Consider the following 24,567-nt stretch of genomic DNA (forward strand, 5'->3'; position numbering starts at 1 on the left):
GCGGTTGCCGTAGGTTCCGGTAAGTGTCGTAGGTGCACGACTTGTAACGGAGGACATCGTCGGTGACCATGGGGGAGCGGCAGAAGGAGGCAGTTCGATGTCCCAGAGGAACACCGGTGTTACCTCGCAGGTGGTGAACGCGCACGCGTGCCCGGTGCGGGAGGTTCTTGACAGGGTCTCCGGCAAATGGAGCGTGCAGATCCTCGTCGCGGCGGCCCACGGGCCCATCCGCTTCACCGAACTGGAGCGCAGCATCGAGGGCATCAGCCGCCGCATGCTGACCCTGACCCTGCGCAACCTGGAGCGCGACGGACTCGTCACCCGTACCGTCCATCCCACGGTGCCGCCCAAGGTCGAGTACGAACTCACCCCGGTCGCCCGCGAGTTGCACGACACCCTGCAACGCCTGACCGACTGGGCCGAGCGCAACAGGGTCTACATCGCCGAGGCCCGGGCGAGCTACGACGCCGAGCGGGAACCGGAGCCGGCCTGAGCTCATGACGCCGGGCGGGAATCCTGGCTACAGCAGGCTCGGGTCCGAGGCCAGCCCCTTGAAGACCTCGCCCGCGTTCGCCACCAGGCGGCGCTCCTTGAGGTCCATCAGGCCGCCGACCGCGGTGATCTCGGCCGCGACCGTGCCGTCCTTCTTGCGGATGGTCTGCTGTATTCGGAACGTCTTGCCCTCGCCCCACTCGAAGGCGCAGCTCACCTCGACCTCGTCGCCCGCGAGCAGCTCCCGCCGGTAGCGGACGGTGGTCTCCAGGGCCACCGGCCCCACCCCGCTGCCGATCAGCTCCGCCTGGGTGATGCCCGCCGCCTTGAGCAGCGACCAGCGGGCGTGCTCGGCGTAGTTGATGTACACGCTCTGGTTCAGATGGCCCTGCACGTCCGTCTCGTACCCGCGGACGGTCACCGGAACGGAAAACGACTCGCTCACGTCAATCCCCTCTCGTACCAAGCCGGTTGCCGACCCGATCCTGACACGTGCCCGCTACACGCGGCGCGGGGAGGCCAGCAGGTACCGGGCTCTGGTGCGGGGCTCGGTGTACTCGCCGGTCTGCCAGCCGGCGCTCTCCAGGGTGATCGCGCAGGCCCGCAGCGCCCCGGCGTCCTGCGCGTGCACGGCGACCGCCTCCGGCTGCGGGGTCGCCCGCACCCGGTAGCCGGGCACGCCCCCCGCTTCCGGCGGGTGACCGGCCGCCTCCAGGGCCAGCGCCGCCGCCTGCACCAGATGACCGCGCTCCCAGCCGCACGGCCGGTCCGTGGCCCCGTCCGGGTTGGTCATCCGGCGCAGCTCCAGCAGTCCCTGCCAGGCGCTGTGCACCTCACGCACCCGGGCCGGACCGGTCGCCGCGGGCTCCTCGGTGCCGCCGATGTGCGCGGCGAACACCTCGGTGGCCGGGGCGGCGGGCTGCGCGGGCGCCTCCTCGACCGTCTCCCGGACACGATGGCCCGTCGGCGTGAGGAAGTGGTCGTGCGGCGGCCTGGGGTGCCGGAAGGCCAGCCCACGTCTGACCAACTGCGCCAGCTGAGCCTCGGTGCCCCTCAGCCGCCCGGTGACGGGATCGGCGGCCTCGATGACCCGCCGCTGCGCTGCGGTGGGCGGTCGCGTCACGGCGGGCTCCTTCCTGGAGACGGGGTCACGGCCGCCTCCGTCTTGAAGGCCGGCTGCCGGCCCCGTTCCTCCCGAAGGCAGGCAACGTCCCCGTCCGTCGGCGACACAGCTCACCACCCCCTCCGTCGGCGAGGCGGCTCACCGCCCCCTCCGTTCCGAAGGCTACGACCCCGGTCTGACATTCCAGCCCGCGATCACCGGTCGCCCGTGCTCCGTGCCCAGTCGGCACAGCGTCCCCGTGGCCAGCTGGAACAGTGCCCCGGCCGACGGGGGCAGGCCGAGGCGGCGGGCGGTGAGGACGCGCAGGAAGTGGCCGTGTGCCACCAGCACCACGCACCCCTCGGTGTTGGCGTGGGCCGCGTCCACCTTGGCCAGCATCCGGTCGGCCCGCTCCCCGACCTGCTCCGGGCTCTCCCCGGGGTGGTCGGGCGGGCCCGGCGCGACCCCGTCCGTGAAGAGGAACCAGTCGGGCCGCTCCCGCTGGATCTCGACGGTCGTGACGCCCTCGTAGCCGCCGTAGTCCCACTCGCGCAGATCGACGTCGACCCGCAGGTCGTGCAGCCCGATCAGCTCCGCGGTCTCCCGGGCCCGCTGGAGCGGGCTGACGAAGGCGGCGCCGATGCGGTGGGAGCGGATCAGCGGCACCAGCCGGCGCGCCTCCTCCCGGCCGCGCTCGGTCAGCGGCACGTCCGTCCAGCCCGTGTGCCGTCCGGACCGCGACCACTCGGTCTCGCCGTGCCGGACCAGAAAGAGATCACCCACGCGCGCGCCCTCTCCCGCTCGCTGCGAGCACCGTCTCGCCTGCGAGCACCGTGCCACACGGTCCCCGGGGCCCGCAGGGCGGACTGGGCCGGACAGCCCCTAGAACCCCGGCAGCGCCTGCACCGACTGCGCGAGCTGCCCGACCGCCAGCACCAGCGGGGGCACGGGCTGCACGAACTCGGTGAGCCGGGTCAGGGCCCGCCGCAGGACCGAGGGCTGCGGCTCGTCCTCGTCCAGTTCCTCACGCAGCCGGCGCAGCTCCCGCGTGGTGGCCTCGGGGTCGGCGAGCGCGGCCCGGTGCTCCGCCAGCAACCGCTCGACCTGCGTGAGGAGTTCGGCCGTACGCTCGGCGTCGGCCGGCTGGAAGGAGACCGAGCCGGAGAACGCCCGGGCGTGGTCGCCGATGGCCTGGTTGCCGACGTAGTGGGTGCCACCGCTGATCATCAGGCCGTTGTTGACCGGAGGATCCTGTCGCCTGTCGTCACTGTCCATGAGCCGCCTCCTGCCCGCGCTACTTGCCGGACCCGCCGACCGCGCCCAGGGCCGTCGCCCCGGACTGCTGCGGGACGTTCTGGTTGGCGGTCGCGCCCGAGCCGATCGCCTGGTTGCCGATGATGCTCATCCCGCCCTGCTGGATCAGGCCCTGGTTGAGGATGGTCTGCTGCTGGGCGCGGAAGTCGGTGGTGTCGTAGCCGCGCGCGTCGAGGAACTCGCGGATCGCGGCGAGGGTGTGCCGCTCCACCAGGGACGTGATCCGTACGGCGTCCACGACCTGGAAGTAGTTCTGGTAGTCCGGGCTCAGGGCCAGCTCCCGGACGCTCAGCCGGGCGCCGAAGTCGTAGACCGGGTCCTGCTCCAGGGCTTTGAGCTCGTCCGCCATCCGCCTGCTGTGCCGCTCCTCGAAGCGGGCCTGGCGCAGCGCCCGGAACGGAGCGGCGTAGAAGGCGACGCCGGTGCGGGGGACGGCCTCCAGCAGCAGCCCCCGCCGGGCCTCGGCGGAGAGAGGCCCGCGCAGCCGGTCCACGACGTGGTAGTCGGCCCGGACCGGGCCGAGCACGTGGTTGCTGCAGTGCAGATGGAGCGTTCTGCCGGTGGTCGAGAAGTGCAGGAACACGCTCGGCACCACGTCCCCGCCCCACAGCGGCACATGGACCGCCAGATAGTGGCGGACCGCGCCGGTCGGCTGCTCCATGATCCGCTCGATTTCCTCGGCGGACAGCCGGGCCGCCGGGGCGAGGCTGGTGGTCCTGATGAACCGGTCGTCGTCACCGATGCTGGTGCCGCTCGCGAAGACCCGGTCCTCGACGACGAGGGACCCGAGCGGCCGCGCCCCGTCCGCCGCCGCGTCGGCCGGCCCGCGCGCGGCGGTCGCCAGCAGCCGCGCGCGTACGTGGTCGACGAGCTCGGTGACCGTGAACGGCTCCGGCACGGCCGGGCGCGGGACCGCGCCCACCGGGTCGTCGGCGGGCAGCAGTGGCACCGCGATCGGCCACTGCGAGGCGGCCTCCGAGTAGCCGATGAAGGGCGTGTAGCCGCTGTACACCGTGACGTTGCCGTCCTGCGCCTCCCTGATGGCCGCCAGCCGCTCGGCCATCCACTTCCGCGGCGGCACGGTGGGACGCGGCTGCCGGGCGAACGCCTCGCGGGTCATGGTCGTGCGCAGCAGCCGGTCGACGTCGAGATCATGGCGTACGACGGTGGCGTACGCGTAGGCCACCGCCACGAAGGAGACGAGGGCGGCCGGCACCCCGGCCAGATAGGCGCCCAGCACCCAGCTCACGAAGCCGGGGGTGGGCAGCGCCGAGACGACGACGCCGAACAGGAAGCCGAACGCGACCGTGACACCGGCCGCGATCCCGGCGCCCACCAGGACCCTGCCCTCGGGCTGGTGCCGGCCGCGGGTGGCCAGGCTGGGTCTGCCGTCGGCGCGCTGGGCGGCGGACAGGAGCAGCGCGGCGAACACCAGCCACAGGGGCGCGAACACCGCCACGGCGGTGAAGGCCGCGGTCAGCCGCTGATCGCGGCGCAGCCGCATCTCCTGGGCCGTCAGACAGTGGCGGGCCACCGTCACCAGGTCGACGTCGGGTGAGCCGGCCACGGCCGCGGCCTCGTCGGCCAGGAGGTCCTCCACCACCCGGTCGGCGAAGCCCTCGTCGACGTAGGCCGCGGCGCACAGATACCGGGTGACGTCACCCGGAGTGCTCCCGACCGGCATGTGGACCGGCGCGGACGTCATGCCGGGCCCTCCCTTGCTCCAGCGGCGCCGCCGCGCCGCCAGGGCGCCGGTGGACCTGGTGGTGGGTGTCGCGGGCAGACCGGTGGTCAGCAGCGCGAGCAGCGCGCCGACCGCCAGGCCGAAGATGAGGGCGCTGAGCAGCAGGTCCTTCAGCAGTTCGTCGGAGGGCGCCAGCAGCACGTCGGGGACGAATGCCTTCTGCATGCCCCACCACGACAGGTTGGCGACCGCCGACACCAGCACGCCCACGGCGAGGCAGCGCGGCCAGGTGGCCGTCCCGCGGGCCTGCATCCGGGCCGCGAAGAAGGCGAGCCCCACGAGCAGCAGCAGCACGGCGAGGTCGTTGACGACCAGGGCGGAGGTGCTGCCGTAGCGGTCGGAGGAGAGCGACCAGGCGGGCAGGAACGCGGCCTCCAGGACCCGGCGCAGCAACTCCTCGTCGGTCCGCAGCTGCCGGTAGAACTCCTCCTCGTACACGTCCCACAGCGGTCCCTGGACCCATGGGCTGCCCGCGAGGACGACGGTCAGGACCAGGAGCGTGATCCGGCCGCGTAAGGCCGGGGGCGTGCCCGAAGCACGCCTGTTCGAGATCAACAACCGGGACCCCCATCCCCCCGATCCCCCCGGATCAGTGGCCGCACTCTATGGCATCCCCGCTCTCGCCGACCGTGAATCCCATCCACACCACCCGCTACTGCCGATAGCCGCTCAGGAACCGGCCGATCCGCCCGATCGCCGCCTCCAGGTCCTCCGCGTGCGGCAGGGTGAGGATGCGGAAGTGGTCGGGGGAGGGCCAGTTGAAGCCGGTGCCCTGGACGACCTGGATCTTCTCGCGCAGCAGCAGGTCCAGGACGAACTTCTCGTCGTCGTGGATCTTGTGGACCTTGGGGTCGAGCCGGGGGAACGCGTACAGCGAGCCCTTCGGCTTCACGCACGAGACGCCCGGGATCTCGTTGAGCTTCTCCCAGGCCACCGTGCGCTGTTCGTACAGGCGCCCGCCCGGGGCGGTGAGGTCGTGGATGGACTGGCGGCCGCCGAGCGCGGCCTGGATGGCGTACTGCGCGGGCGCGTTGGCGCACAGCCGCATGGAGGCCAGCATGGTCAGGCCCTCCAGGTAGTTCTTCGCGTGCTGCCTGGGTCCGGTGACCACCAGCCAGCCCGAGCGGAAGCCGGCCACGCGGTACGTCTTGGAGAGACCGCAGAAGGTCAGGACGACCAGGTCGGGGGCGAGGGCCGCGACCGAGTGGTGCACGGCGTCGTCGTAGAGGATCTGGTCGTAGATCTCGTCGGCGAAGACCATCAGGCCGTGCCGGCGGGCGAGGTCGAGGATGCCCTCGATGATCTCCTTGGGGTAGACCGCGCCGGTGGGGTTGTTCGGGTTGATGATGACGACGGCCTTGGTGCGGTCGGTGATCTTCGCGGCCATGTCGTCCAGGTCCGGGTACCAGTCGGCCTGTTCGTCGCAGAGGTAGTGGACCGCCTTGCCGCCGGCCAGCGTGGTGACCGCCGTCCAGAGGGGGAAGTCCGGGGCGGGGATGAGGATTTCGTCGCCGTCCTCGACCAGTGCCTGTACGGCCATGGAGATCAGCTCGGAGATGCCGTTGCCGAGGAACACGTCGTCGACGCCGACCTCCAGGCCCAGGGTCTGGTAGCGCTGGGCGACGGCCCGGCGGGCGGAGAGGATGCCGCGCGAGTCGGTGTAGCCGTGCGCCTGCGGGAGCATCCGGATCATGTCCTGGACGATCTCCTCCGGCGCCTCGAAGCCGAACAGCGCGGGGTTGCCGGTGTTGAGGCGCAGCACGCTGTGGCCCGCCTCCTCCAGTGCGTCGGCGTGCTCGATCACCGGGCCGCGGATCTCGTAACAGACCTCGCTGAGCTTGCTCGACTGCCGGAACTCCATGCGCTGCCGCCTCTCCGGTTTCGGGTGTTGCTTGGTTTTACCAAGTAGCTGCTTGGAAAGTCCAACAACTTGTCTAGACTGCGTCGCATGTCACCTCGCCGAAGCTACGACCAGTACTGTTCCGCGGCCCGGGCGCTCGACGCGGTCGGCGACCGCTGGACGCTGCTGATCGTCCGGGAGCTCCTCGCCGGCCCGCGCCGCTACACCGATCTGCACGCCGACCTGCCCGGTGTGAGCACGGACGTACTCGCCTCACGGCTGAAGGACATGGAGCGCGACGGCCTGACGACCCGGCGCCGGCTGCCCCCGCCCGGCGCGGCCTACGTCTACGAACTCACCGCCCGCGGACGCGAGTTGCTGCCCGTACTCCAGGCTCTCGGCACCTGGGGCGGACCCGAGCTCGGCGACCGGCGGCCCACCGACGCGGTACGCGCGCACTGGTCGGCGCTGCCCCTGCTGCGCTCCCTGGAGGGCGAGGGACTCGTCGAAGTACGCCTGGAGGAAGGCGACTTCCACCTGTACGTCGGCGCGCAGCACGGTCCCGCGTACGGCGACGGACCCGCCCCCGGCGAGCCCGACGCCCGGCTCGTCCTGGACGCCGGGACCTGCGGGGCCGTCGGCCGGGGGGAGCTGAGCCTGACGGACGCGGTGCGGGACGGGCGGGTCGAGGTGACCGGGGACGGGGCGATCGCCAAGGCGCTCAGGGAGGGGTGAACGCGAAGAAGGCCCGCCGGAGCGGGCCTTCTTGACGGTGTGTCAGGGTGCGGGCATCAGGCGCCCGGCGGCACCCGGGACGGCCGTCCCGAACCGCGTGTCAGCGCGTATCCGCCGACACCGGCGAGCGCGGCCAGCGCCCCGCCGATCGCGGTCCACACCCAGCGGTCGGACCACCAGCCGGAGGACCAGCCGTCCTCGGGCTCGATCGCGGACAGCACGGCGGAGGAGGAGTCCTCCGAACCGTCCTTCTCCGCCTCGGACCTGACCGCGATCCCCGGCACCAGCGGCTCGGCGAGCGAACCGTCCACCGCGGCCGACCCGCCGATGTCCTTGGAGCCGACCCGCAGTTCGGCGCCGACCGGGAGGCCCAGGTCGGCGGTGCTGAGCCCGGTGACCGTCAGCCGGACGTAGTACGTGCCCGGCAGCGGGTCGTTGGCCCAGGTCTCCGACCAGGCGCGGACCGTGCGCAGCGTGCAGGCCAGCTCCACCTCGCGCGCGTCCGCGGCGGCGGTGCGGGTCTGGGCGCCGTACTGGCAGGACTGGCGGCGCCGCAGCCCGTCGTACACGTCGAGCTGCCAGGTCTCGGCGGCGTGGGTCTCCGGCAGCTTCACCGTGGCCTCGACGGTGGGCCGTTGACCGGCGTCCGCGGGGAACGACCAGTACAGGTAGTCACCCGTCGAGCCGCTCGCCGTGGCGGTCTGCCCCTGCTCGACCTCGGTCGCGGTACGGAACGACGTGCCCGCCAGGGTGGGCGCGTCACCGTCCGTCGAGGCCGAGTCCGAGGGGGTCGGCGAGGAGTCGGCCGCGGCCGGTGCGACGGCCAGGCCCAGCAACAGCAGGGAAGCGCTCAACGCGCGTGTGATCCGCATCAGTTGGTCCTCCAGACCGCTACCCGCCAGCGCGACAGCCAGCCCCACAGCAGACCGGCGACGAAGCCGGCGAGGATCAGCGCGCCGAGCAGCCACCAGCCGCGCCCGAGGCCGAACGAGGCCACGTCGCTCGCCTTCGACGGCCCGTCCACGACGTCCACCGTCAGCTCCAGCGGCAGACCCGGAGCGGTCTTCACCCCGGAGGCGGCCGAGAAGGAGTTGGTGACCTGGAGGCACACGGTCTCGGCCGGGGCGTCCTCGTCGTCGGAGTCGCTCTCGGCCTTCGGGTACCTGAGCCCCGTGGAGATCACGTCCGTACGGCCGTTGCCCGCCGCCTCGCCGCGCACGATCTCCCGGCCGTGCACGGTGACCGCCCGCAGCAGCACCCCGTACGACGGGTTCACCGCCCGGTCGGCCCCCACGCTCACCGAAGTCCGCAGCTCCTGGCCGGGCTTGACGTCCACCCGGTACCAGCGCTGCTGGGTGAACTCCTCACGGTCGGTGTACAGCCCCGACTTCAGGGTGGGCGCCGTGGCGCAGGAGTCGGTGCCCTCGGTGGCCACCGGCGTCACCACCGGGTCGGCCGCCCGGTCCACCAACTGGTTGACCTTGTCGGTGAGTTCGGTGGTGTGCTCGACCGAGGTGTAGGTGCCCCCGGTGGCCTCCGCGATACAGCTGAGCTGCTTGCTCATCTTGGTGTTGGGGACCAGGCCGAGGGTGTCGATGGTCAGGTCGACGCCCTTCGCGGCGATCTCCCGGGCCACCTCGCACGGGTCCAGCGGCGCGCAGGTGTCCTCGCCGTCGGTGATCAGCACGATCCGCTTGGAGCCGTCGCCCGCGGCGAAGTCGCCGGCCGCCTTCAGCAGCGCCGGGCCGATCGGCGTCCAGCCGGTGGGGGAGAGGGTCGCCACCTGCGTCTTGGCCTCGGTGCGGTCCAGCGTGCTGACCGGGTAGAGCTGCGCGGTGTCCTTGCAGCCCGTCTTGCGGTCGTCGCCCGGGTAGTCGGCGCCGAGGGTCCGGATGCCGAGCTGGACCTCCTCGGGCGTCGCGTCCAGCACCTCGTTGAAGGCCTGCTTCGCCGCCGCCATCCGGGTGCCGCCGTCGATGTCCGCCGTCCGCATCGAGCCGCTCACGTCGAGGACGAGGTCGACCTGGGGTGCGGCCTGGCCGGTGGGTTCACCGGCGACCGCCGCGACCGGGAAGGCGATCCCGGCCGTCAGGGCGACGAGCAGGGCGCACACTCCTGCCGCCAGCCGTTTTCTTGTGATCATCGCCGGATCCTATTGATCAGGTGCGCCGCACGACAAAACGGCCGCTCAGAGCAGGGGGTTGGGCAGCCGGGTCCACTGGTCGCCCGGTGTCCCCGGCGACAGCCGCATCAGCGTCAACGCCTTGGCGGGCAGCGGCTGTTCGAGCAGCGCGGCCAGATCGGGGGTGCGCGGCAGATCCCGTACGGCCGTCTCCAGCGCCCCGCGCAGCTCGGCCGCCGAACCCGCCGTACCCGCGAGCGCGCCCGCCACCAGGGAGCCGAACAGCTTGCGGCGCAGGGTGGTTTCGTCGTCCGTGACGATCCGTCCGGACAGCGCCGGGACCGGAACGCCGTGCCGGGCCAGCCGCGCGGGGCTGACCCGGATGTCGGCGAGGTCCCGGTACACGAGGCGCACGGGCGCGTCCGACTCGGACAGGACGACGAGGAGGTTCTGGCCGTGCGCCTCCAGGGCGACACCGAGGTCGAGCAGGCGCAGTCCGGCCGTGAGGGCCAGCCGGGCGAACTGGGCCAACCAGGCGGGGTCGTCGGCCAGTTCGGTGGTGGCGAGGGCGGCCACCGGCAGGACCCGGTCGCCGTAGGCCTGGGGCGACTCCCGCAGCACGGCGGCGAGATCCGGGGAACCGGCCGTCGCGGCCCCGAGGGTGCGGGTGAAGTGCAGCAGGCCGTCCATGCGTTCCGACAGGGTCTCCGCGAACGCGGAGAGGGCCGCGGACATGCCGATGGAGTAGACGGAGATGTCCCGCACCGAGGACGTCAGCCGGGCGCTCAGCGCGGTCTTGACGTGCGTCGGACCGTCGGCGAGGGCGAGGGTGCGCAGGGACATCAGCGGGTGCGCGTCGAGACCGTCGGTGACCGTCCGCTTCAGCACATGCTCCGCCTGCCACGGATGCACGGGCAGCAACAGCCGCTCCCCGTCCCGCAGTTCCGACGGCCACTCGCCCGTCACCAGGCACTCGCCCGCCGGGGCCGGCACCAGCCCCAGCCGTACCGACGGCCGGTGCTCGGGCCCGTACGCCAGCTGCTCGGCCACCGAGAAACCGGGCCGGGAACGGCAGTTGGGGTGATAGGGGTGCCCGTCGACGATCCGCTGTTCCCACTCCCAGTCGTGCACCGGCCACTTGGCCGGGGTCCCGGGCTGCCCGGCCCTCGACAGCGCCAAAGAGGCCACGCTGTCGGCGAGTTCGGCCGCCGGCTCGGCGCCGTGCGGTACGCCGAGGGTGGTCATCAGGCGCGCCGGATCGTCGTAGCCGGCCTCGTCGAGGTGTACGACGGTGACGTAGGCGGCGGTGGCGAAGGGGTCCGGGTGCGGGCCGTGCAGCCGGCGGCCGTCCGAAAGGCGCAGGGTGAGACCCTCCCGGCCGGCGGTCCGCTCCGCGATCCACGGCAGCGGATCGTGCGTGAGCCCACGCCACAGGCGGGACAGCACCGCCGCACGGGCGCCGGGCAGTGCGGCCGAGTACCGCGCCGCGAGGTCGGGGCGCAGCACGGCCAGCTCCTCGGCGAACTCGGCCTCGGCGGCGGGAGGACGGTGCACGGGGGGCTCCTCGGGTACGAGTGGGGTCACGGCGGGGCGGTGACGGCAGACATACTGATCGTCATCGCCCCAGATGAACCGTAGAGAACGAGTGGATCGCGTGGATCTCCAGCCCCCGCCCGCCGACAGCGCCGACGTCGCCCACCGCGCCGACGCGTACGCGGCAGCGCCCCTGCTCAACTGCCTGCTGCGGGAGGTGGCCGAGCCACTCCCGCGATCCGGCGGGCACCGCGTCCACCGGCTGCCCGGCGGCAGACTGCTCAGGGTACGGGGCGAACGGCGGCCCGCCGAGCCCGAGGTGCGCACGGAGGACGGCTGGCGGCGCGTCGGCCACCCCGAGCTGGTGAAGCTCGTCGCCGAGGAACTGACCCGGCACACCGGACTGTCCAACCACGAACTGCCCGCCGAGATGACCGACAGCCGGGACGCGGTGGCCGCCCTGCTCACGGCCCGGGAACGGGCCACGGCGCCCGCGGACCCGTATCTGCGCTCCGAGCAGTCCCTCGTCACCGGCCACCCGCACCACCCCGCTCCCAAGGCCCGCGGCGGCGGACCCGTCGCCGCCTGGCTGAAGTACGCCCCCGAGGCCCATGCCCGTTTTCCGCTGGTCCTGCTCGGCGTGCGCGCGGACACGGTCGTCGAGGAGGGCGACACCTCGGCCCTCGACGCGCTGGGCGAGGCCCCGCCCGGCTACCGGCTGCTCCCGGCCCACCCCTGGCAGCTCGACCTGGTCGGGAGCGCCGGGGCCTGTGCGGAGGCCTTCGGGGACGGCCGGCTGATCCGGCTCGGCACCACCGGCTTCGAGACCTGGCCGACCGCCGCGATCCGCACGGTGTACGCCCCCGAGCGGGACCTCTTCCTGAAGTTCAGCCTCGACGTGCGCATCACCAACGACATCCGCCGGCTCTGGCGCCACGACCTGCTGAAACTCCGCCGTACTGATGAAGCGGCCGCCTCGGCCCTCGCCGCGGGTCCCGCCGGGTGGCTCAGTGACCGCGGCTACCGCACCGCCGACTTCGCCTTCGAGGAACTCGCCGTCCTGGTCCGCGACGGCCTGTACGACCGCATCGCGCCCGGCACGACCCCGCTGCTCGCCGCCGCCCTGGTGGAGGGCTTCGAGGGCAGCCCCCTCGACGGCACCGAGGACCCCGGGGCCTGGTGGGAGGCGTATCTGGGCGCGGTGGTCCCGCCCGCGCTCGCGGCCTTCGCCGACCACGGCGTCGTACTCGAAGCGCATCTTCAGAACACCCTGGTCGCCGTGGACGCCGACGGCACGCCCGTGCGGGCGCTGTTCCGGGACGCCGAGGGCGTGAAGCTGCTGCCGGACGTGTCCAGGGCGGCCGGGTGGGAGCGGCTGGTGTACTGCCTGGTCGTCAACCACCTGTGCGAGGTCGCCGCGGCCGGCGGCGAACGGCACCCCGGGTTCGACCCCTGGCCGGCCGCGCGCCGGGAACTGGCCCGCCACGACCTCCCCGAGGCCCGGGCCCTGCCGGCCGCGCCGACCCTCCCCGGCAAGACCAACCTGCTGCTGCGGTGGACCGGCGCGGACGGGGCGGACGCCCGCTATCTGCCGCTGCCCAACCCGCTGGCCGGGGCCTGAGCGCCGACACGCCTCGGGGGCGCCCACCACGGAACCGATCCGCGGCGGACGCCCCCGAGGCGTCTGTCGGTACCTGCTGATCAGAACCAGCTCTGGTACGTGCCGGCGTTGCACCCGAGGGTGCGGAAGCCGACATTGCTGTCGTCGATGCAGCGGTTCGTCGCCTGGTTCTTCAGCTCGATCGTGTTGTCGGCCCACTTCTTGACGTACCAGCTCTGGTTCGGGCTGGAGTCACAGTTCGCGGTCTTGAAGCCCTGGTCGCTGTCGAACATGCAGCGGTTGGTGTTGACGTTCTTCAGCTGGACGGTGCCGTCGTTCCAGCGGTGCACGATCCAGTTCTGGGCGTTGCTGCCGTTGCAGTCCCAGGTGCGGAACCCGTTGTTGGTGTCGTCGATGCAGCGGTTCGTCGCCTGGTTCTTGAAGGTGTTGATGGCGTCCGCGGCCGAGGCGGTGGACAGCGGCAGCAGGGCGAGCGCGGTGGCGGTGGTGCCGAGCGCCGCGATGCGGCCGAGCGTGGCGAGGGACATGGGTGTGCCTTTCGGTCGGGTGGGACTCCCGCACCGCGGTATGCGGCGCGGGAAGGGAAGGAAGGACGGATGCGGCGGCGGACCGGTCAGCGGCACTGGGTGCTGACGTTGCCGGTCTCGTCGCCCTTGAGGTAGATCGCGCTGACGTAGCCCACTCCGCCCGCGCGGAGCGGGAGTTGGATCCACTTGTCGTTGGTGTAGCCCTCGGCGGAGATGCGCTCGCCGGTCTTCCAGCAGTTCGCCGGGTAGGTCTCGTTGGGATAGACCTTGCTGACCGGATCGCAGCCGGTGACACCGGCGCAGGCGCGGACGTTGGCCTCCGCCCACGCGGTCACCGTGGTCTGCCCGCCACCGCCTCCGCCCCCTCCGCCGGGCGTGCAGGGCAGGTTGACCCCGCGCTCGCGCAGATACGGCACCGGGTCGATGCCGCGGACCGTGGTGGACGTACCGATCCGGACCCGCAGATGCAGGTGCGGCCCGGTCGCCTCGCCCTCGGCGCCCATGAGAGCGATGCGCTGCCCGGCGGTGACGCGCTGGCCGACGGAGACGTCGCGCTGGTACATGTGCCCGTACTCGGTCACGGTGCCGTCTTCGTGCAGGATGCGGATCCACTGCCCGTAGCCGCTGGCGGGGCCGGAGGCGATGACCTCACCGGCGCCGACGGCGTAGATGGGCGTGCCCAGGGCGTTGGCGATGTCGACGCCGTCGTGGCTGCCGCTGTAGCCCTGGCTGATGACTCCGGCGGTGGGGCACGAAGCGGCGAACGCCGCCGCGGCGGCCGGCGCGGCGACGGCCGGGGCCGCGGCCGTCAGGGGCAGGAACACGGCGGCCGCCGCGACGAGTCCGGCGAGCGGATGCAGACGCACGGGACTTCCTCTCCGGTGATGCGGTGTGGGGACGGCCCGGAAGCTATCCGCGCCGCGGCACCGGGCGGCACCCGGAACGTTCCGGAATGACAGCGCGCGACCGCGGCCGATAGGGCTCTCCAAGACAACCGGACGGTTTCCGAGCCCATGGGGGAGACACACCGTGCGAACCACCACCCGACGCCTGATACAGGGGCTGTGCGCCCTGCTGGTCGTGGGCGGGCTGACGCCCGCCACGACCGCCACCGCCGACGGCGGGGAGAGACCCGCCGCGCAGAACCCGGCCGCCGACTGGCGCGTCGACCTCGCCAGCACCTCGGCCGATCAGCACAACACCCGCCACCAGGCGGACGGCCGGCTCACCATCGGCGACCGCCGCGCCCGCCCCGCCTCCGCCCCCGGCCGGGCGTACGCCCTCTACACCGCCCCGGCCCAGAGCCTCGGGCGGCAGACCGACTCCTTCACCGTCCGCCGCGAGGCCCGGGTGCCGTCGGGGAGCCAGGTGCTCACCGAGGTCCGCGGCAGCGGCCACCCCGGCGACTGGACACAGTGGACCGCCCCCGACTCGGCGGGCCGGCTGCGGCTGTCCCAGGCCGTGTCCGTCCTCCAGGTGCGGCTCACCCTCCTGGGCGGCGGGACCGGCTCCCCGGTCGTCTCGGACGTCCGGGTGCACGCCGACCCGTCCCGGTCCGCCGCCCGTGCCGGTGCCGGGGCGAGCGCCGCGGCGTCCGTGTCGTACCGCCTCTTCGCCACCCGTGAGGGACTGACCGGGCAGACCACGGCCAACGGCCATGTCATCCAGCCGCGCGACCACTTCGTGGCCCTGCCCTCGCGGCGGATGCTCGCGAGCAACGGAGGCCGCGAGTACCAGGTGCGGCTGTGCTACGCGCGCACCGGACGCTGCGAGACCGCCCCGGTGTGGGACGTCGGTCCCTGGAACACCAAGGACGACTACTGGAACCCGCCGGGCCAGCGCCAGATGTGGAACGACCTCCCGCAGGGCACCCCGGAGGCCCAGGCGGCCTACCAGAACGGCTACAACGGCGGCCGTGACGAGTTCGGCCGCCGGGTCGCCAACCCGGCCGGGATCGACGTGGCCGACGGCACCTTCTGGGACGGCCTCGGCATGACGGACAACGACTGGGTCGACGTCACCTTCCAGCCCACCGACGGCGGCGGGGGCGGCGGGACGACCAACGTCACGGCCTGGGCGGAGGCCAACGTCCGCGCCTGCGCGGGCATCACGGGCTGCGATCCGGTCAGCAAGGTCTACCCGAACGAGACGTACCCGGCGAACTGCTGGAAGACCGGCGAGCGGATCTCCGCCGAGGGCTACACGAGCGACAAGTGGGTCGAACTCCCGCTGCGCGCGGGCGGGGTGGGCTACGTCAGCGCGATCTACCTCAAGGGCGACGAGACCGGCGGTGTGAGCCGCCGCTGCGGCACCTGACCCGCTGAGCGCCGCCGCCCACCCCGTAACGTGCCGGAGTCCCTTCCCGGCCGTCCTGCGGCACTGTCGCCGCAGGACACCGACTGGAAGGACAGGGACCCGTGAGGCTGTGGCGAGGGAAACCGGGCTGGGTGGCGGCGCTGATCGCGCTGCTGATGACGGCGGGGGTGTGCGCGAGCGCGCCCGCCGCGACGGCGGCGCCCGCCGCCCGCCCGGACTTCAGACTGCCGTTCGCATGCGGACAGACCTGGCAGTTGCAGACGTACCTGGGCCACGCGCCCGACGACAAGAAGCTCGACATGTACCGGGTCGGCGGCCCCACCCTCGGCGCCACGGTCGCCGCCTCCGCCGCCGGCACGGTCACCGAGTTCTTCGAGCCCGGCGGGCTGGAGATCAACCACGGCGGCGGCTGGTTCACGGTCTATCTGCACATGGACCGCATCGACGTGCGCCTCGGCCAGCGCGTCGACTCCGGCACCCCCCTGGGACGGCTCGGCCTCGTCGGCACGGAGGAGGCGCACCTGCACTACGAGCAGCTCTACGACACCAACGGCGACAACGACGGCGAGACCGACGAGATGGTCCACCCGGTGATCCAGGGCACCGAGTACCGGCTCAGCCCGGACGGACCGTTCCCGCAGGTCAAGAGTACTAACGCGTGTGACGGCGGGGGCGGTCAGCCCGACCGGTTCTGGGTGGACACCTACGCGGACGCCACCGGATACAAGTACGTCGACTGCGTCGGCGACAGCGCACCGCGCTGCGCACCCCAGGGCACCCTGCGCAAGGGCACCAACTACGTGCTGTGCAAGCAGTGGGGGGACAAGGTGGGCAACGACACCTCGTACAACCACTGGTGGCTGCTCACCGACCTCGACGAGGTGGCGCCGGGCGGGTCGGGGCGGGCGTACGTCTCCGCCTACTACCTCCAGAAGTGGGGCAACGACGAGGCCAAGGACAACGACGGCCGGGACATCCGTACCTGCACCTGACCGACCGGTCCGGCCGGCGCCACGCGGCACCGGCCGGACCGGGGAGGATCACGTGCACTCGGACACGGCGGGGCGGTCCTTCGTCCGTACGGCCGGAAGCCACGCCTTGCCGTCCCGCAGCCGGACCCGGTACCACGTGGTGGTGCGGGTGCCGACCTCGTCGGTCACCGGCAGGCCCTTGCTCGTCCGGCACTCCGCGGACAGGGCGTCCCCGTGCCACACCCGGGTGGGTACGACGTTGTCGATGGTGTACGCCGCCTCGGGGTCGACCGCCAGCCCCAGACTGCACATCGGGTCGCGTGCTTCGGCCCGGTCGCGGCAGAGCTTCTCCACGTTGTACACCGTGACCCGGGCGATGGCCGGGGCGGTGCCGGAGATGTTCTCGGCGTGCACCTCGGTGTCGTTCCGCGCGCCCCGGTCCCCGCCGTTCCCGACGAGGTACGGCAAGCCGACGGCCGCCGCCGCGCCCAGCGCCGTGGCCGTCACGGCGCCGAGCACCAGCCGCCGCCGACGGCGTGGCGGACTGCTGGGACTGCTGTCGGACCCCGTCTCGGCCCCCGTTTCGGACGCGGCCTGCACACGGGCCAGCAGCTCCGCCGCGGTGTGCTCGGCGCGGGTCGCGTGGGCCGGTGCCAGGCAGTCGGTGACGAGCGCGCGCCACGCCGGAGGCACGGCGGGATCCAGCCGCAGCGGCGCCCGCCCGGCCGCGAACTCCTGTACGGCCGTGCCGCGGGCCGCCGCCGTCGCGCCGGGGAACGGCGAGGCGCCCCCGGTGAACACCTGGTGGATCACGATGCCCAGGGCCCAGACGTCGGTGCTCGGCCGCACCTGCACCCCGCGCTCGCCCAGAGGGGCCCGCCAGCGCTCGGGCGGCAGGTAGTCGGGCGTGCCGGCGGGCGGCATCCAGCCGTGCGTGCCGAGGGTGCCGTCCAGCTCGGCGGCGAGCCCGAAGTCCGACAGCCGGACCGAACCGTCCGCCATCAGCAGGACGTTGTCGGGCTTGAGGTCGCCGTGCACCCAGCCCTGGGCGTGCAGATACGCCAGCCCCTCGCAGATCTGCGTCAGGATCCGGGCTCCCGCGCCGTCGGGCAGGTCCCCCTCGCTCTCCAGCAGCTGCCGCAGACTCCGCTCGGCGCGCTCCATCACCAGGACGACCGCCCCGTCGAGCTCGGGACGGTCCGGCTCGTCCAGGACGACGGAGTCGAGCAGCCGCACGAGCCGGGGGTGGCGGGTCCGGCGCCCGAACTCGCTCTCCCGGCGGGCGCTCTCCGCGAGCCCGCGTGCCTGGCGGGGCGCGAGTCCGGCGGTGGGCATGAACTTCAGGGCGACGATTTGGGTGTCGTCCGCGGCGGGCGTGCTGTGGTCCTTGTCAGCCGGGGCTGTGCTGCGGCTGTTGTCCGTGGGGCCGGTGTTGCGGCCCTTGTCCGTGGCGCCTGTGCTGTGGCCGTTGTCCGTGGCGCCCGTGCTGCGGCTCTTGTCCGTGGCGCCCGTGTTCCGGTTCTTGTCCGTCGCGTGGGCGCCACGGTCGGCGTCCGCCGGGCCCACGCGACGCCCCTCGTAGACCCATCCCCAGCCGCCCTCGGCGATCGGATCGCCGACCTCCCAGTCCCCGACCCGCAGTCCGCGGGGAACTCTCGGCACCGCCCCGCTCACCGGCCCGCTCCCGCCCCGGCCGCCGTGCGTGCGGGAAGGAGGCCGAGGTGCCGCTCGTCGACCAGGCCGAAGCGGAGCGCGACCCCGACGAGCGTCTCGCGTTTGCCATTGCGACGGGCACCGCGGCCCGGCTCCCGCTCGGCGGGCGGGACGATGCGGAGCTTCTCGTCGGCGAGGTAGTCGATGTGGGCGCTGACCGCGCGGGCCGTGAGCCGTTCGCACTGCGGGTGCCGGCGCAGCCGCTCGACGATCTCGGGCGTGGTCGGTACCGCGAGCGCCGACTCGTCGCGCAGCCGGGGCTCGCAGAGCGCGACCAGCACCAGGAAGTACGCGGCGGTCTGGTCGAGCGAGTACGCGGTCAGGGTCCGGGTGCCCAGGTGCTCGCCCTCAGGACCGCTCGGATCGAGGTAGACGTGGTCGGGCGCGAAGACGTGGAAGCTCACCCCGGCTCCCCGCGTGGGCAGCACGACCCGCGCGAACTCGAAGGGGATGGGCGCCCCGACGCGGCGCGGCGGCACCCGCAGATACTCCCCGGCGCCCTCCGGGTTCTCCACCAGATAGCTCTGCGTCGTACTGAAGTTGCTCAGCAGCCAGTGCTCGTCGGTCACCCGGATCTCCCCGGCCAGCCGGGACACCGACGGGTCCGGGAGCCGCAGCTCCACGGGTGCCGTGTCGCAGCCCCGGCCGAAGCGCGCCACCTCTCCCGGGCCGAGCCGTACCGTCCGCACCGGTTCCTGTGGCAAATGGATCACTATGCCGCTCATCGTCCCCCGATTCTCACGGTTTCCCTTGCGCCGTGCGCCGGTCAAACGCACGGACTCCCTGCAGTAACACCCTCCCCAGGCGGATCCGGTTGCACCCGCACGCGGTCCGTCGCGGGCGTACGCAGAACTACGTATAGCCTGGTGAAATGCTGAGGGAGGTCACCGCAACCCATTACGTCGAGCCCCTGCGCTCGGGCGGCTCCGTCCCCGGCGTCTTCGAGGCCGACGACCTCGGGACGTACGTCGTGAAGTTCACCGGCTCCGCGCAGGGCCACAAGGCGCTGGTGGCCGAGGTGATTGTAGGGGAACTGGCGCGGGCGCTGGGGCTGCGCTTCCCCGAGCTGGTCCTGGTGCACTTCGACCCGCGGATCGCCTCGGACGAACCCCACCAGGAGGTCCGGGAACTCCACGGTGCCAGCGCGGGCCTCAACCTCGGCATGGACTACCTGCCGGGCGCCCGCGACTTCACCCCCGAGGCCGCCGAGGTGTTCCCGGTCGACCCGCTGGAGGCCGGCCGGGTGGTCTGGCTCGACGCGCTCACCGCCAACGTCGACCGTACGGTGCACAGTTCGAACCTGATGATCTGGCCGACGCTCGGCATCGCGCCGCCGCGTCTGTGGCTGATCGACCACGGCGCCGCGCTCGTCTTCCACCACCGCTGGGAGGGCACGGACCCGACCAAGGCGTACGACTTCCGCCACCACGCCCTCGGCCACTACGGCCCCGACGTGCGCGCCGCCGACGCGGAACTCGCGCCGAAGGTGACGCCGGAACTGCTGCGCAGGATCGTCGCGGAGGTCCCGGACGCCTGGCTGACGGACTTCGGCACGCCCGCCGAGATGCGCGAGGCGTACGTCGACTACCTGCACGCGCGTGTGCGGGCCTCCGCCGACTGGCTCCCCACCGACTTCCCCACCCGGGAGGAACTCGCCGCCGAGCAGGCCCTGCGGGCGGCGCGGACGGAACAAGGACGGCCGAAGTGGCTCAAGCGGGTCCCCGACCTGCACGGCGAACCGGCCGCGGAACAGGACTGGTCGGTGCACCTCGGATGAGCCCCGTCGTACAGATCGAGTACTGCACCCAGTGCCGCTGGCTGCCCCGCGCGGCCTGGCTGGCCCAGGAGTTGCTCACCACCTTCGAGACGGAACTCGACGAGCTGTCCCTCAAGCCCGGCACGGGCGGCGTCTTCGTGGTCCGCGTGGACGACGAGATCGTCTGGGACCGCCGCGAACAGGGCTTCCCGGAGCCGACGGCCGTGAAGCGGGCCGTACGCGACCGAGTGGCCCCGGGGAAGTCCCTGGGCCACTCGGACAAGAACTCCGAGGACAGGCTCAGCCCTTGAGCTGCTCGTACGCCGGCAGCGTCAGGAAGTCCGCGTAGTCGGCGTCGAGGGAGACCTGGAGGAGCAGGTCGTGGGCCTGCTGCCAGTGGCCGGCCGCGAAGGGCTCCTCGCCGATCTCCGCGCGGATGGCGGACAGTTCCTCGGCGGCGACCTTGCGGGCCAGTTCCGGGGTGGCCTTCTCGCCGTTCTCGAACTCGACGCCCGCGTTGATCCACTGCCAGATCTGCGAGCGGGAGATCTCGGCGGTGGCCGCGTCCTCCATGAGGTTGAAGATGGCGACCGCGCCGAGCCCGCGCAGCCAGGCCTCGATGTAACGGATGCCCACCTGAACGGCGTTGACCAGTCCGTTGTACGTCGGCTTCGCCTCCAGCGAGTCGACCGCGATCAGGTCGGCGGCCTCGACGTGGACGTCCTCGCGCAGCCGGTCCTTCTGGTTCGGCTTGTCGCCGAGGACCTTGTCGAAGGACTCCATGGCGATCGGGACCAGGTCGGGGTGGGCGACCCAGGAGCCGTCGAAACCGTCGCCGGCCTCACGGTCCTTGTCGGCGCGGACCTTCTCGAAGGCCACCTTGTTGACCTCGGCGTCCCGGCGGGACGGGATGAACGCCGCCATGCCGCCGATCGCGTGCGCCCCGCGCTTGTGGCAGGTGCGGACGAGGAGTTCGGTGTACGCCCGCATGAACGGGGCCGTCATGGTGACCGCATTGCGGTCCGGCAGGACGAACTTGGCGCCGCCGTCACGGAAGTTCTTGACGATGGAGAACAGGTAGTCCCAGCGGCCCGCGTTCAACCCCGAGGCGTGGTCGCGGAGTTCGTAGAGGATCTCCTCCATCTCGTACGCGGCCGTGATCGTCTCGATCAGGACGGTCGCGCGGACGGTGCCCTGCGGGATGCCGCAGTACTCCTGCGCGAAGACGAACACGTCGTTCCAGAGCCGCGCTTCGAGGTGCGACTCGGTCTTCGGCAGGTAGAAGTACGGGCCCTTGCCGAGGTCGAGCAGACGCTGGGCGTTGTGGAAGAAGTACAGGCCGAAGTCGACGAGGGCGCCCGGCACTTGGGCGCCGTCGGCGTCGGTCAGGTGCCGCTCGTTCAGGTGCCAGCCGCGCGGGCGCATGACGACGGTGGCGAGCTCCTCGTCGGCCTTGAGGGCGTACGACTTGCCGGACCTCTCGTCGGTGAAGTCGATGTTCCGGGTGTAGGCGTCCGCCAGGTTGACCTGTCCCAGGACGACGTTCTCCCACGTGGGCGCCGAGGCGTCCTCGAAGTCCGCGAGCCAGATCCTGGCACCGGAGTTGAGCGCGTTGACGGTCATCTTGCGGTCGGTGGGACCGGTGATCTCGACCCGGCGGTCGTTCAGGGCCGCGGGGGAGGGCGCCACCTTCCAGGAGTCGTCCGCGCGGATCGCGGCGGTCTCCGGGAGGAAGTCGAGCGTGGAGGTGCGGGCGATCTCGGCGCGGCGCTCGGCGCGGCGGGCGAGGAGCTCGTCACGCCGGGGCGTGAACCGGCGGTGCAGCTCGGCCACGAAGGCGAGCGCCGCCTCGGTGAGGACCTCCTCCTGCCGCGGCAGGGGCTCGGCGTCGACGATGGCCAGCGGGGACGGCGCTGGTGCGGACATGAGCGGTCACTTCCTTCAGCGGTGGCACCGGGTGCCAGTCGAACCGGGTACGCGAGCGGCGCCCCTCGCAAGGGTGGGGCGCTTCTGAACAGTGGATACTAGTTTCCTCATCGTGGAAGTTCAATCGTCTGTTGATGTCGAGATTCTCCGAGTCGAGCGAACGTGGCTCTGCGTGCCACCGCGCTCACTCAAGGTGCGCCAGATCCGCCGCCGTGTCGATGTCGTACGGCTCGGCCACGTCCCCGCACTCGACGAGCACGAGCGCGTCCCGGTGCTCCCTCAGATAGGCGCGTGCCCCCCGGTCGCCGGTCGCAGTCGCGGCGATCCCGGCCCAGTGCGCGGCGCCCAGCAGGACGGGATGCCCGCGTACACCGTCGTAGGCGGCCGAGACCAGCGAGGACTCGTCCTCGAACGCGGCCAGGACTCGGGTCACCGCCTCCGGCCCGATGCCGGGCTGGTCGACGAGCGACACCAGCGCCGCCCGCGCCCCCGTACCGGCCAGCGAGTCCAGCCCGGCCCGCAGCGACGCCCCCATGCCGTCGGCCCACTCCGGGTTCTCCACCAGCACACAGCCGCCGAGATCCGCCGCCGGCGGTCCGGCCGCCGCGGCCGCCCCCAGGACCACGTGCAAGCGGGCGCAGCCGGCCGCGCGCAGGAAGCCGACCGCGTGTTCGACCAGCGGGCGGCCCCGGTGCCGGAGCAGTGCCTTGGGCCGGCCGCCGAGCCGGCGTCCGCCGCCCGCGGCCAGGAGCACTCCGGCGACCTGCTGTTCGTTCTCCGTCATGCGTCCTGCATACCTGACGTGCCGGGGTGCGCCGGGTTTCGCGGGGCTGAATTTCGGTCCGCACGGTGGCGCCCGGCGCCCTGCGTGGCGTTTACTGACCCGCGTCCCCCGGCGCCCGACCAGCGTCACGGGGCTGTTCGGCGGGATTCACCACGCAGGGCGCACGACGGCGTGCGAGGGGGAGTGCTGTGTTGCGGAGCTTGGGGCAGAGACCAGTGACCGGCAGCGACAACGATCCGAGAGTGGCGGAACTGCGGACCGCGGTGTCCCGGCTGCGCCGCGAACTCGCCGCGCACCCCGCCGAGTTCCCGGACCGCGGCATCGCCGAGGACGAACTCGCCGCGCTGGCCGCGATGACGATCGACGGAACGCCCGAAGTCCCGCGCCTGCGACGGTCGTTGCTGCTGATCGCCGGGGCGATCGGGTCGGTCAGCGCGCTGTCGCGGGGGCTGACGGACGTACGCAACGCGGTGGAACTGTTCGGGGAGCCGCGCCGCTAGGGCCCGCGACGCCGGGCCGATCCGGACGCACCCCCTAGGGGAACGAACCCCGGTACCCCTTGTGCGTGCCGCGGTGCTCGAACTCCGGGCAGAGCCAGGTCTCCTGGACGAACTCGGTGAGGTCGTCCCAGACCGCGAAGATGCCCGTCGGACCGTGCTTGGCGTCCACCCTCCGGTAGCGGTCCTTGACGTCCCGGAAGCAGGCCAGCCCGGCCATCATCCCGTTGCCCAGCGGGCTGTAGTCGGACCACGCGCACGAGACGCAGGCCCGCAGCCGGGCGGCTCGCGGCAGTGCGCGCTGGATGTCGCGCAGCGCCTGCTCGAAGTCGAACCGGAGCGTCCCGCTGCCGAACTCGTATCCGTCCAGGTGCAGGGTGGTGCTCAGGGTCTGCAGATCCGGCCCGGGCCGGGGGCCCGCCGGATCCCCGAGCCGCAGGACGCAGCGCAGCGTGCCGGGCCGGACGCCGCTGCCCCTGACGTCGACGGGCAGGGGTGTTTCCCACTCCAGGAGGCAGAAGTACAGCGCCCCGTCCCTGAACGAGAACATCCGCTCGGGCGGCTCCCCGCCCAGCGCGCCCAGGTCGTCCATCACGTCGCCCTCGAAGTGGACGCCCCTGATGGTCGTACGGATCGACTCCCGCCCGTCGGACTCGAAGACGACGTCCTCCGTGCCGTGCCGGTCGGTGTACCGCCCGGGCCAGCGCTGTAAGGCCGTCACGCCGGGCTCTGGCTGGCCAGTGCCTCGGAGAGTTCCGACGCCACCTGCTGGAGCACCGGCACGATCTTCTCGGTGGCCGCCTCGGTGACCCGCCCCGCCGGACCGGAGATCGAGATGGCCGCCGCGGTGGGGGAGTCGGGCACCGACACCGCGAGGCAGCGGACGCCGATCTCCTGTTCGTTGTCGTCGACGGCGTACCCCTGGGCGCGCACGTCGGCGAGGGCCGCGAGGAAGCCGTCCGGCGTGGTGATCGTCTTCTCCGTCGCGGCCGGCATGCCGGTGCGGTGGAGGAGGGCGCGCACCTCGGCGTCCGGGGTGTTGGCGAGCAGGGCCTTGCCGACGCCCGTGGAGTGCGGCAGGACACGCCGGCCGACCTCGGTGAACATCCGCATCGAGTGCTTCGAGGGCACCTGGGCGACGTAGACGATCTCGTCCCCGTCGAGCAGTGCCATGTTGGCCGTCTCGCCGGTCTCCTCGACCAGGCGGGCGAGATAGGGGCGGGCCCAGGTGCCGAGCAGCCGGGAGGCGGACTCGCCGAGGCGGATCAGGCGCGGGCCGAGGGCGTAGCGGCGGTTGGGCTGCTGACGGACGTAACCGCAGGACACGAGGGTGCGCATCAGGCGGTGGATGGTGGGCAGGGGCAGTCCGCTGCTCGCGGACAGCTCGCTCAGTCCGACCTCTCCGCCCGCGTCCGCCATCCGTTCCAGCAGATCGAAGGCGCGCTCAAGGGACTGGACCCCGCCACCGGCGGACTTGGCGGAGTCGGTGGTGCTGGCGCTGGACGTCGGCACGGCGCGTTCCTTTCGGGGCTGCCTTTCGGGTCTGGGCAGGAGGGCAGAAGCCTACCCGGCAG

The 24,567-nt window shown here is 72.5% G+C and carries 25 protein-coding genes; 8 read left to right on the forward strand and 17 right to left on the reverse strand.

Annotation, left to right across the window (positions count from 1 at the left end):
- Nucleotides 1-97 precede the first annotated feature (97 nt).
- Nucleotides 98-493 (forward strand): helix-turn-helix domain-containing protein, encoded by a 396-nt coding sequence (locus G3I78_RS03350; protein WP_164421193.1) that lies wholly within the window; start codon nt 98-100, stop codon nt 491-493.
- Between the two features lie 27 nt (nt 494-520).
- On the opposite strand, the gene G3I78_RS03355 is transcribed toward G3I78_RS03350, so the two are convergent.
- The 6 genes from G3I78_RS03355 to G3I78_RS03380 form a co-directional block, all read right to left on the reverse strand.
- The gene (locus G3I78_RS03355) at nt 521-937 is read right to left on the reverse strand and encodes an acyl-CoA thioesterase (RefSeq protein WP_164421194.1); all 417 of its coding nucleotides are present in this window, start codon (nt 935-937) and stop codon (nt 521-523) included.
- A 54-nt stretch (nt 938-991) separates the two neighbouring features.
- Complete coding sequence (locus tag G3I78_RS03360) at nt 992-1,615, reverse strand: hypothetical protein (RefSeq protein WP_164421195.1); 624 nt, start codon at nt 1,613-1,615, stop codon at nt 992-994.
- A gap of 162 nt (nt 1,616-1,777) precedes the next feature.
- Nucleotides 1,778-2,377, reverse strand: coding sequence for a histidine phosphatase family protein (locus G3I78_RS03365; RefSeq protein WP_164421196.1), 600 nt, complete (start codon nt 2,375-2,377; stop codon nt 1,778-1,780).
- A gap of 99 nt (nt 2,378-2,476) precedes the next feature.
- Nucleotides 2,477-2,869 carry a DUF5955 family protein gene (locus G3I78_RS03370; protein WP_164421197.1) on the reverse strand — a complete coding sequence of 131 codons (393 nt, stop codon included), beginning with the start codon at nt 2,867-2,869 and terminating at the stop codon, nt 2,477-2,479.
- Nucleotides 2,870-2,888: 19 nt separating this feature from the next.
- Nucleotides 2,889-5,210 carry a hypothetical protein gene (locus G3I78_RS03375; protein WP_164421198.1) on the reverse strand — a complete coding sequence of 774 codons (2,322 nt, stop codon included), beginning with the start codon at nt 5,208-5,210 and terminating at the stop codon, nt 2,889-2,891.
- Between the two features lie 94 nt (nt 5,211-5,304).
- Complete coding sequence (locus tag G3I78_RS03380) at nt 5,305-6,513, reverse strand: pyridoxal phosphate-dependent aminotransferase (protein WP_164421199.1); 1,209 nt, start codon at nt 6,511-6,513, stop codon at nt 5,305-5,307.
- A gap of 87 nt (nt 6,514-6,600) precedes the next feature.
- Here G3I78_RS03380 and G3I78_RS03385 point away from each other — a divergent pair, with 87 nt between their 5' ends.
- Nucleotides 6,601-7,227: a winged helix-turn-helix transcriptional regulator gene (locus G3I78_RS03385; RefSeq protein ID WP_164421200.1), complete on the forward strand. Its 627-nt coding sequence runs from the start codon at nt 6,601-6,603 to the stop codon at nt 7,225-7,227.
- Between the two features lie 56 nt (nt 7,228-7,283).
- On the opposite strand, the gene G3I78_RS03390 is transcribed toward G3I78_RS03385, so the two are convergent.
- From G3I78_RS03390 to G3I78_RS03400, 3 genes are read right to left on the reverse strand one after another with little or no spacing between them, the layout of a single operon-like run.
- Complete coding sequence (locus tag G3I78_RS03390) at nt 7,284-8,099, reverse strand: hypothetical protein (RefSeq protein WP_164421201.1); 816 nt, start codon at nt 8,097-8,099, stop codon at nt 7,284-7,286.
- Entirely contained in the window at nt 8,099-9,370 is a 1,272-nt protein-coding gene (locus tag G3I78_RS03395; RefSeq protein WP_164421202.1) for a VWA domain-containing protein, read from the reverse strand. Before G3I78_RS03395 ends, G3I78_RS03390 begins: the two co-directional genes overlap by 1 nt.
- A 45-nt stretch (nt 9,371-9,415) precedes the next feature.
- Complete coding sequence (locus G3I78_RS03400) at nt 9,416-10,903, reverse strand: IucA/IucC family siderophore biosynthesis protein (RefSeq protein WP_164421203.1); 1,488 nt, start codon at nt 10,901-10,903, stop codon at nt 9,416-9,418.
- Between the two features lie 73 nt (nt 10,904-10,976).
- Here G3I78_RS03400 and G3I78_RS03405 point away from each other — a divergent pair, with 73 nt between their 5' ends.
- The gene (locus G3I78_RS03405; protein WP_164421204.1) at nt 10,977-12,503 is read left to right on the forward strand and encodes an IucA/IucC family protein; all 1,527 of its coding nucleotides are present in this window, start codon (nt 10,977-10,979) and stop codon (nt 12,501-12,503) included.
- 80 nt (nt 12,504-12,583) lie between these two features.
- On the opposite strand, the gene G3I78_RS03410 is transcribed toward G3I78_RS03405, so the two are convergent.
- Nucleotides 12,584-13,030: an RICIN domain-containing protein gene (locus tag G3I78_RS03410; protein WP_164421205.1), complete on the reverse strand. Its 447-nt coding sequence runs from the start codon at nt 13,028-13,030 to the stop codon at nt 12,584-12,586.
- 86 nt (nt 13,031-13,116) lie between these two features.
- Nucleotides 13,117-13,896, reverse strand: a complete 780-nt coding sequence (locus G3I78_RS53090) for a M23 family metallopeptidase (protein WP_343243637.1) — start codon at nt 13,894-13,896, stop codon at nt 13,117-13,119.
- Between the two features lie 163 nt (nt 13,897-14,059).
- On the opposite strand from G3I78_RS53090, the gene G3I78_RS03425 reads away from it, so the two are divergent.
- Both G3I78_RS03425 and G3I78_RS03430 read left to right on the forward strand, forming a co-directional pair.
- Nucleotides 14,060-15,346: an SH3 domain-containing protein gene (locus G3I78_RS03425; RefSeq protein ID WP_164421206.1), complete on the forward strand. Its 1,287-nt coding sequence runs from the start codon at nt 14,060-14,062 to the stop codon at nt 15,344-15,346.
- A gap of 101 nt (nt 15,347-15,447) precedes the next feature.
- Complete coding sequence (locus G3I78_RS03430; RefSeq protein ID WP_343243638.1) at nt 15,448-16,338, forward strand: M23 family metallopeptidase; 891 nt, start codon at nt 15,448-15,450, stop codon at nt 16,336-16,338.
- A gap of 48 nt (nt 16,339-16,386) precedes the next feature.
- Here the strand turns inward: G3I78_RS03430 and G3I78_RS03435 are convergent, their stop codons facing one another.
- Together G3I78_RS03435 and G3I78_RS03440 are read right to left on the reverse strand one after the other, a co-directional pair.
- Nucleotides 16,387-17,979 carry a serine/threonine-protein kinase gene (locus G3I78_RS03435; protein WP_164421207.1) on the reverse strand — a complete coding sequence of 531 codons (1,593 nt, stop codon included), beginning with the start codon at nt 17,977-17,979 and terminating at the stop codon, nt 16,387-16,389.
- 8 nt (nt 17,980-17,987) lie between these two features.
- Complete coding sequence (locus G3I78_RS03440) at nt 17,988-18,755, reverse strand: FHA domain-containing protein (RefSeq protein ID WP_164421208.1); 768 nt, start codon at nt 18,753-18,755, stop codon at nt 17,988-17,990.
- 146 nt (nt 18,756-18,901) lie between these two features.
- Between G3I78_RS03440 and G3I78_RS03445 the strand changes: the two genes are divergently transcribed.
- Both G3I78_RS03445 and G3I78_RS03450 read left to right on the forward strand, forming a co-directional pair.
- A complete protein-coding gene (locus G3I78_RS03445; RefSeq protein WP_164421209.1) occupies nt 18,902-19,807 on the forward strand; it encodes a HipA family kinase in 906 nt (301 codons plus the stop codon).
- A complete protein-coding gene (locus tag G3I78_RS03450) occupies nt 19,804-20,097 on the forward strand; it encodes a SelT/SelW/SelH family protein (RefSeq protein WP_164421210.1) in 294 nt (97 codons plus the stop codon). The genes G3I78_RS03445 and G3I78_RS03450 overlap by 4 nt, the downstream gene beginning before the upstream one ends.
- Here G3I78_RS03450 and aceB read toward each other — a convergent pair.
- Both aceB and G3I78_RS03460 read right to left on the reverse strand, forming a co-directional pair.
- Nucleotides 20,087-21,712, reverse strand: a complete 1,626-nt coding sequence (gene aceB / locus G3I78_RS03455) for a malate synthase A (protein WP_164421211.1) — start codon at nt 21,710-21,712, stop codon at nt 20,087-20,089. The two genes, G3I78_RS03450 and aceB, sit on opposite strands and share 11 nt — an antisense overlap.
- Nucleotides 21,713-21,896: 184 nt before the next feature.
- A complete protein-coding gene (locus G3I78_RS03460; protein ID WP_164421212.1) occupies nt 21,897-22,496 on the reverse strand; it encodes a nucleotidyltransferase family protein in 600 nt (199 codons plus the stop codon).
- Between the two features lie 215 nt (nt 22,497-22,711).
- Here G3I78_RS03460 and G3I78_RS03465 point away from each other — a divergent pair, with 215 nt between their 5' ends.
- Nucleotides 22,712-22,996, forward strand: a complete 285-nt coding sequence (locus G3I78_RS03465; RefSeq protein ID WP_343243639.1) for a DUF5955 family protein — start codon at nt 22,712-22,714, stop codon at nt 22,994-22,996.
- A gap of 34 nt (nt 22,997-23,030) precedes the next feature.
- Here the strand turns inward: G3I78_RS03465 and G3I78_RS03470 are convergent, their stop codons facing one another.
- The gene (locus G3I78_RS03470; protein ID WP_164421214.1) at nt 23,031-23,714 is read right to left on the reverse strand and encodes a DUF6304 family protein; all 684 of its coding nucleotides are present in this window, start codon (nt 23,712-23,714) and stop codon (nt 23,031-23,033) included.
- Nucleotides 23,711-24,505: an IclR family transcriptional regulator gene (locus G3I78_RS03475; RefSeq protein WP_164421215.1), complete on the reverse strand. Its 795-nt coding sequence runs from the start codon at nt 24,503-24,505 to the stop codon at nt 23,711-23,713. Before G3I78_RS03475 ends, G3I78_RS03470 begins: the two co-directional genes overlap by 4 nt.
- Nucleotides 24,506-24,567 lie beyond the last annotated feature (62 nt).

It is taken from the genome of Streptomyces sp. SID13726, from assembly GCF_010548375.1.
Taxonomy (GTDB): Bacteria; Actinomycetota; Actinomycetes; order Streptomycetales; family Streptomycetaceae; genus Streptomyces.

What these genes read in the sequence shown, in the direction of transcription:
- G3I78_RS03350 (WP_164421193.1), top strand. Translation starts at nt 98, where the DNA reads ATGTCCCAGAGGAACACCGGTGTTACCTCGCAGGTGGTGAACGCGCAC.
- G3I78_RS03370 (WP_164421197.1), bottom strand. Translation starts at nt 2,869, where the DNA reads ATGGACAGTGACGACAGGCGACAGGATCCTCCGGTCAACAACGGCCTG.
- G3I78_RS03380 (WP_164421199.1), bottom strand. Translation starts at nt 6,513, where the DNA reads ATGGAGTTCCGGCAGTCGAGCAAGCTCAGCGAGGTCTGTTACGAGATC.
- G3I78_RS03385 (WP_164421200.1), top strand. Translation starts at nt 6,601, where the DNA reads ATGTCACCTCGCCGAAGCTACGACCAGTACTGTTCCGCGGCCCGGGCG.
- G3I78_RS03390 (WP_164421201.1), bottom strand. Translation starts at nt 8,099, where the DNA reads ATGCGGATCACACGCGCGTTGAGCGCTTCCCTGCTGTTGCTGGGCCTG.
- G3I78_RS03395 (WP_164421202.1), bottom strand. Translation starts at nt 9,370, where the DNA reads ATGATCACAAGAAAACGGCTGGCGGCAGGAGTGTGCGCCCTGCTCGTC.
- G3I78_RS03405 (WP_164421204.1), top strand. Translation starts at nt 10,977, where the DNA reads ATGAACCGTAGAGAACGAGTGGATCGCGTGGATCTCCAGCCCCCGCCC.
- G3I78_RS03410 (WP_164421205.1), bottom strand. Translation starts at nt 13,030, where the DNA reads ATGTCCCTCGCCACGCTCGGCCGCATCGCGGCGCTCGGCACCACCGCC.
- G3I78_RS03440 (WP_164421208.1), bottom strand. Translation starts at nt 18,755, where the DNA reads ATGAGCGGCATAGTGATCCATTTGCCACAGGAACCGGTGCGGACGGTA.
- G3I78_RS03445 (WP_164421209.1), top strand. Translation starts at nt 18,902, where the DNA reads ATGCTGAGGGAGGTCACCGCAACCCATTACGTCGAGCCCCTGCGCTCG.
- G3I78_RS03450 (WP_164421210.1), top strand. Translation starts at nt 19,804, where the DNA reads ATGAGCCCCGTCGTACAGATCGAGTACTGCACCCAGTGCCGCTGGCTG.
- aceB (WP_164421211.1), bottom strand. Translation starts at nt 21,712, where the DNA reads ATGTCCGCACCAGCGCCGTCCCCGCTGGCCATCGTCGACGCCGAGCCC.
- G3I78_RS03460 (WP_164421212.1), bottom strand. Translation starts at nt 22,496, where the DNA reads ATGACGGAGAACGAACAGCAGGTCGCCGGAGTGCTCCTGGCCGCGGGC.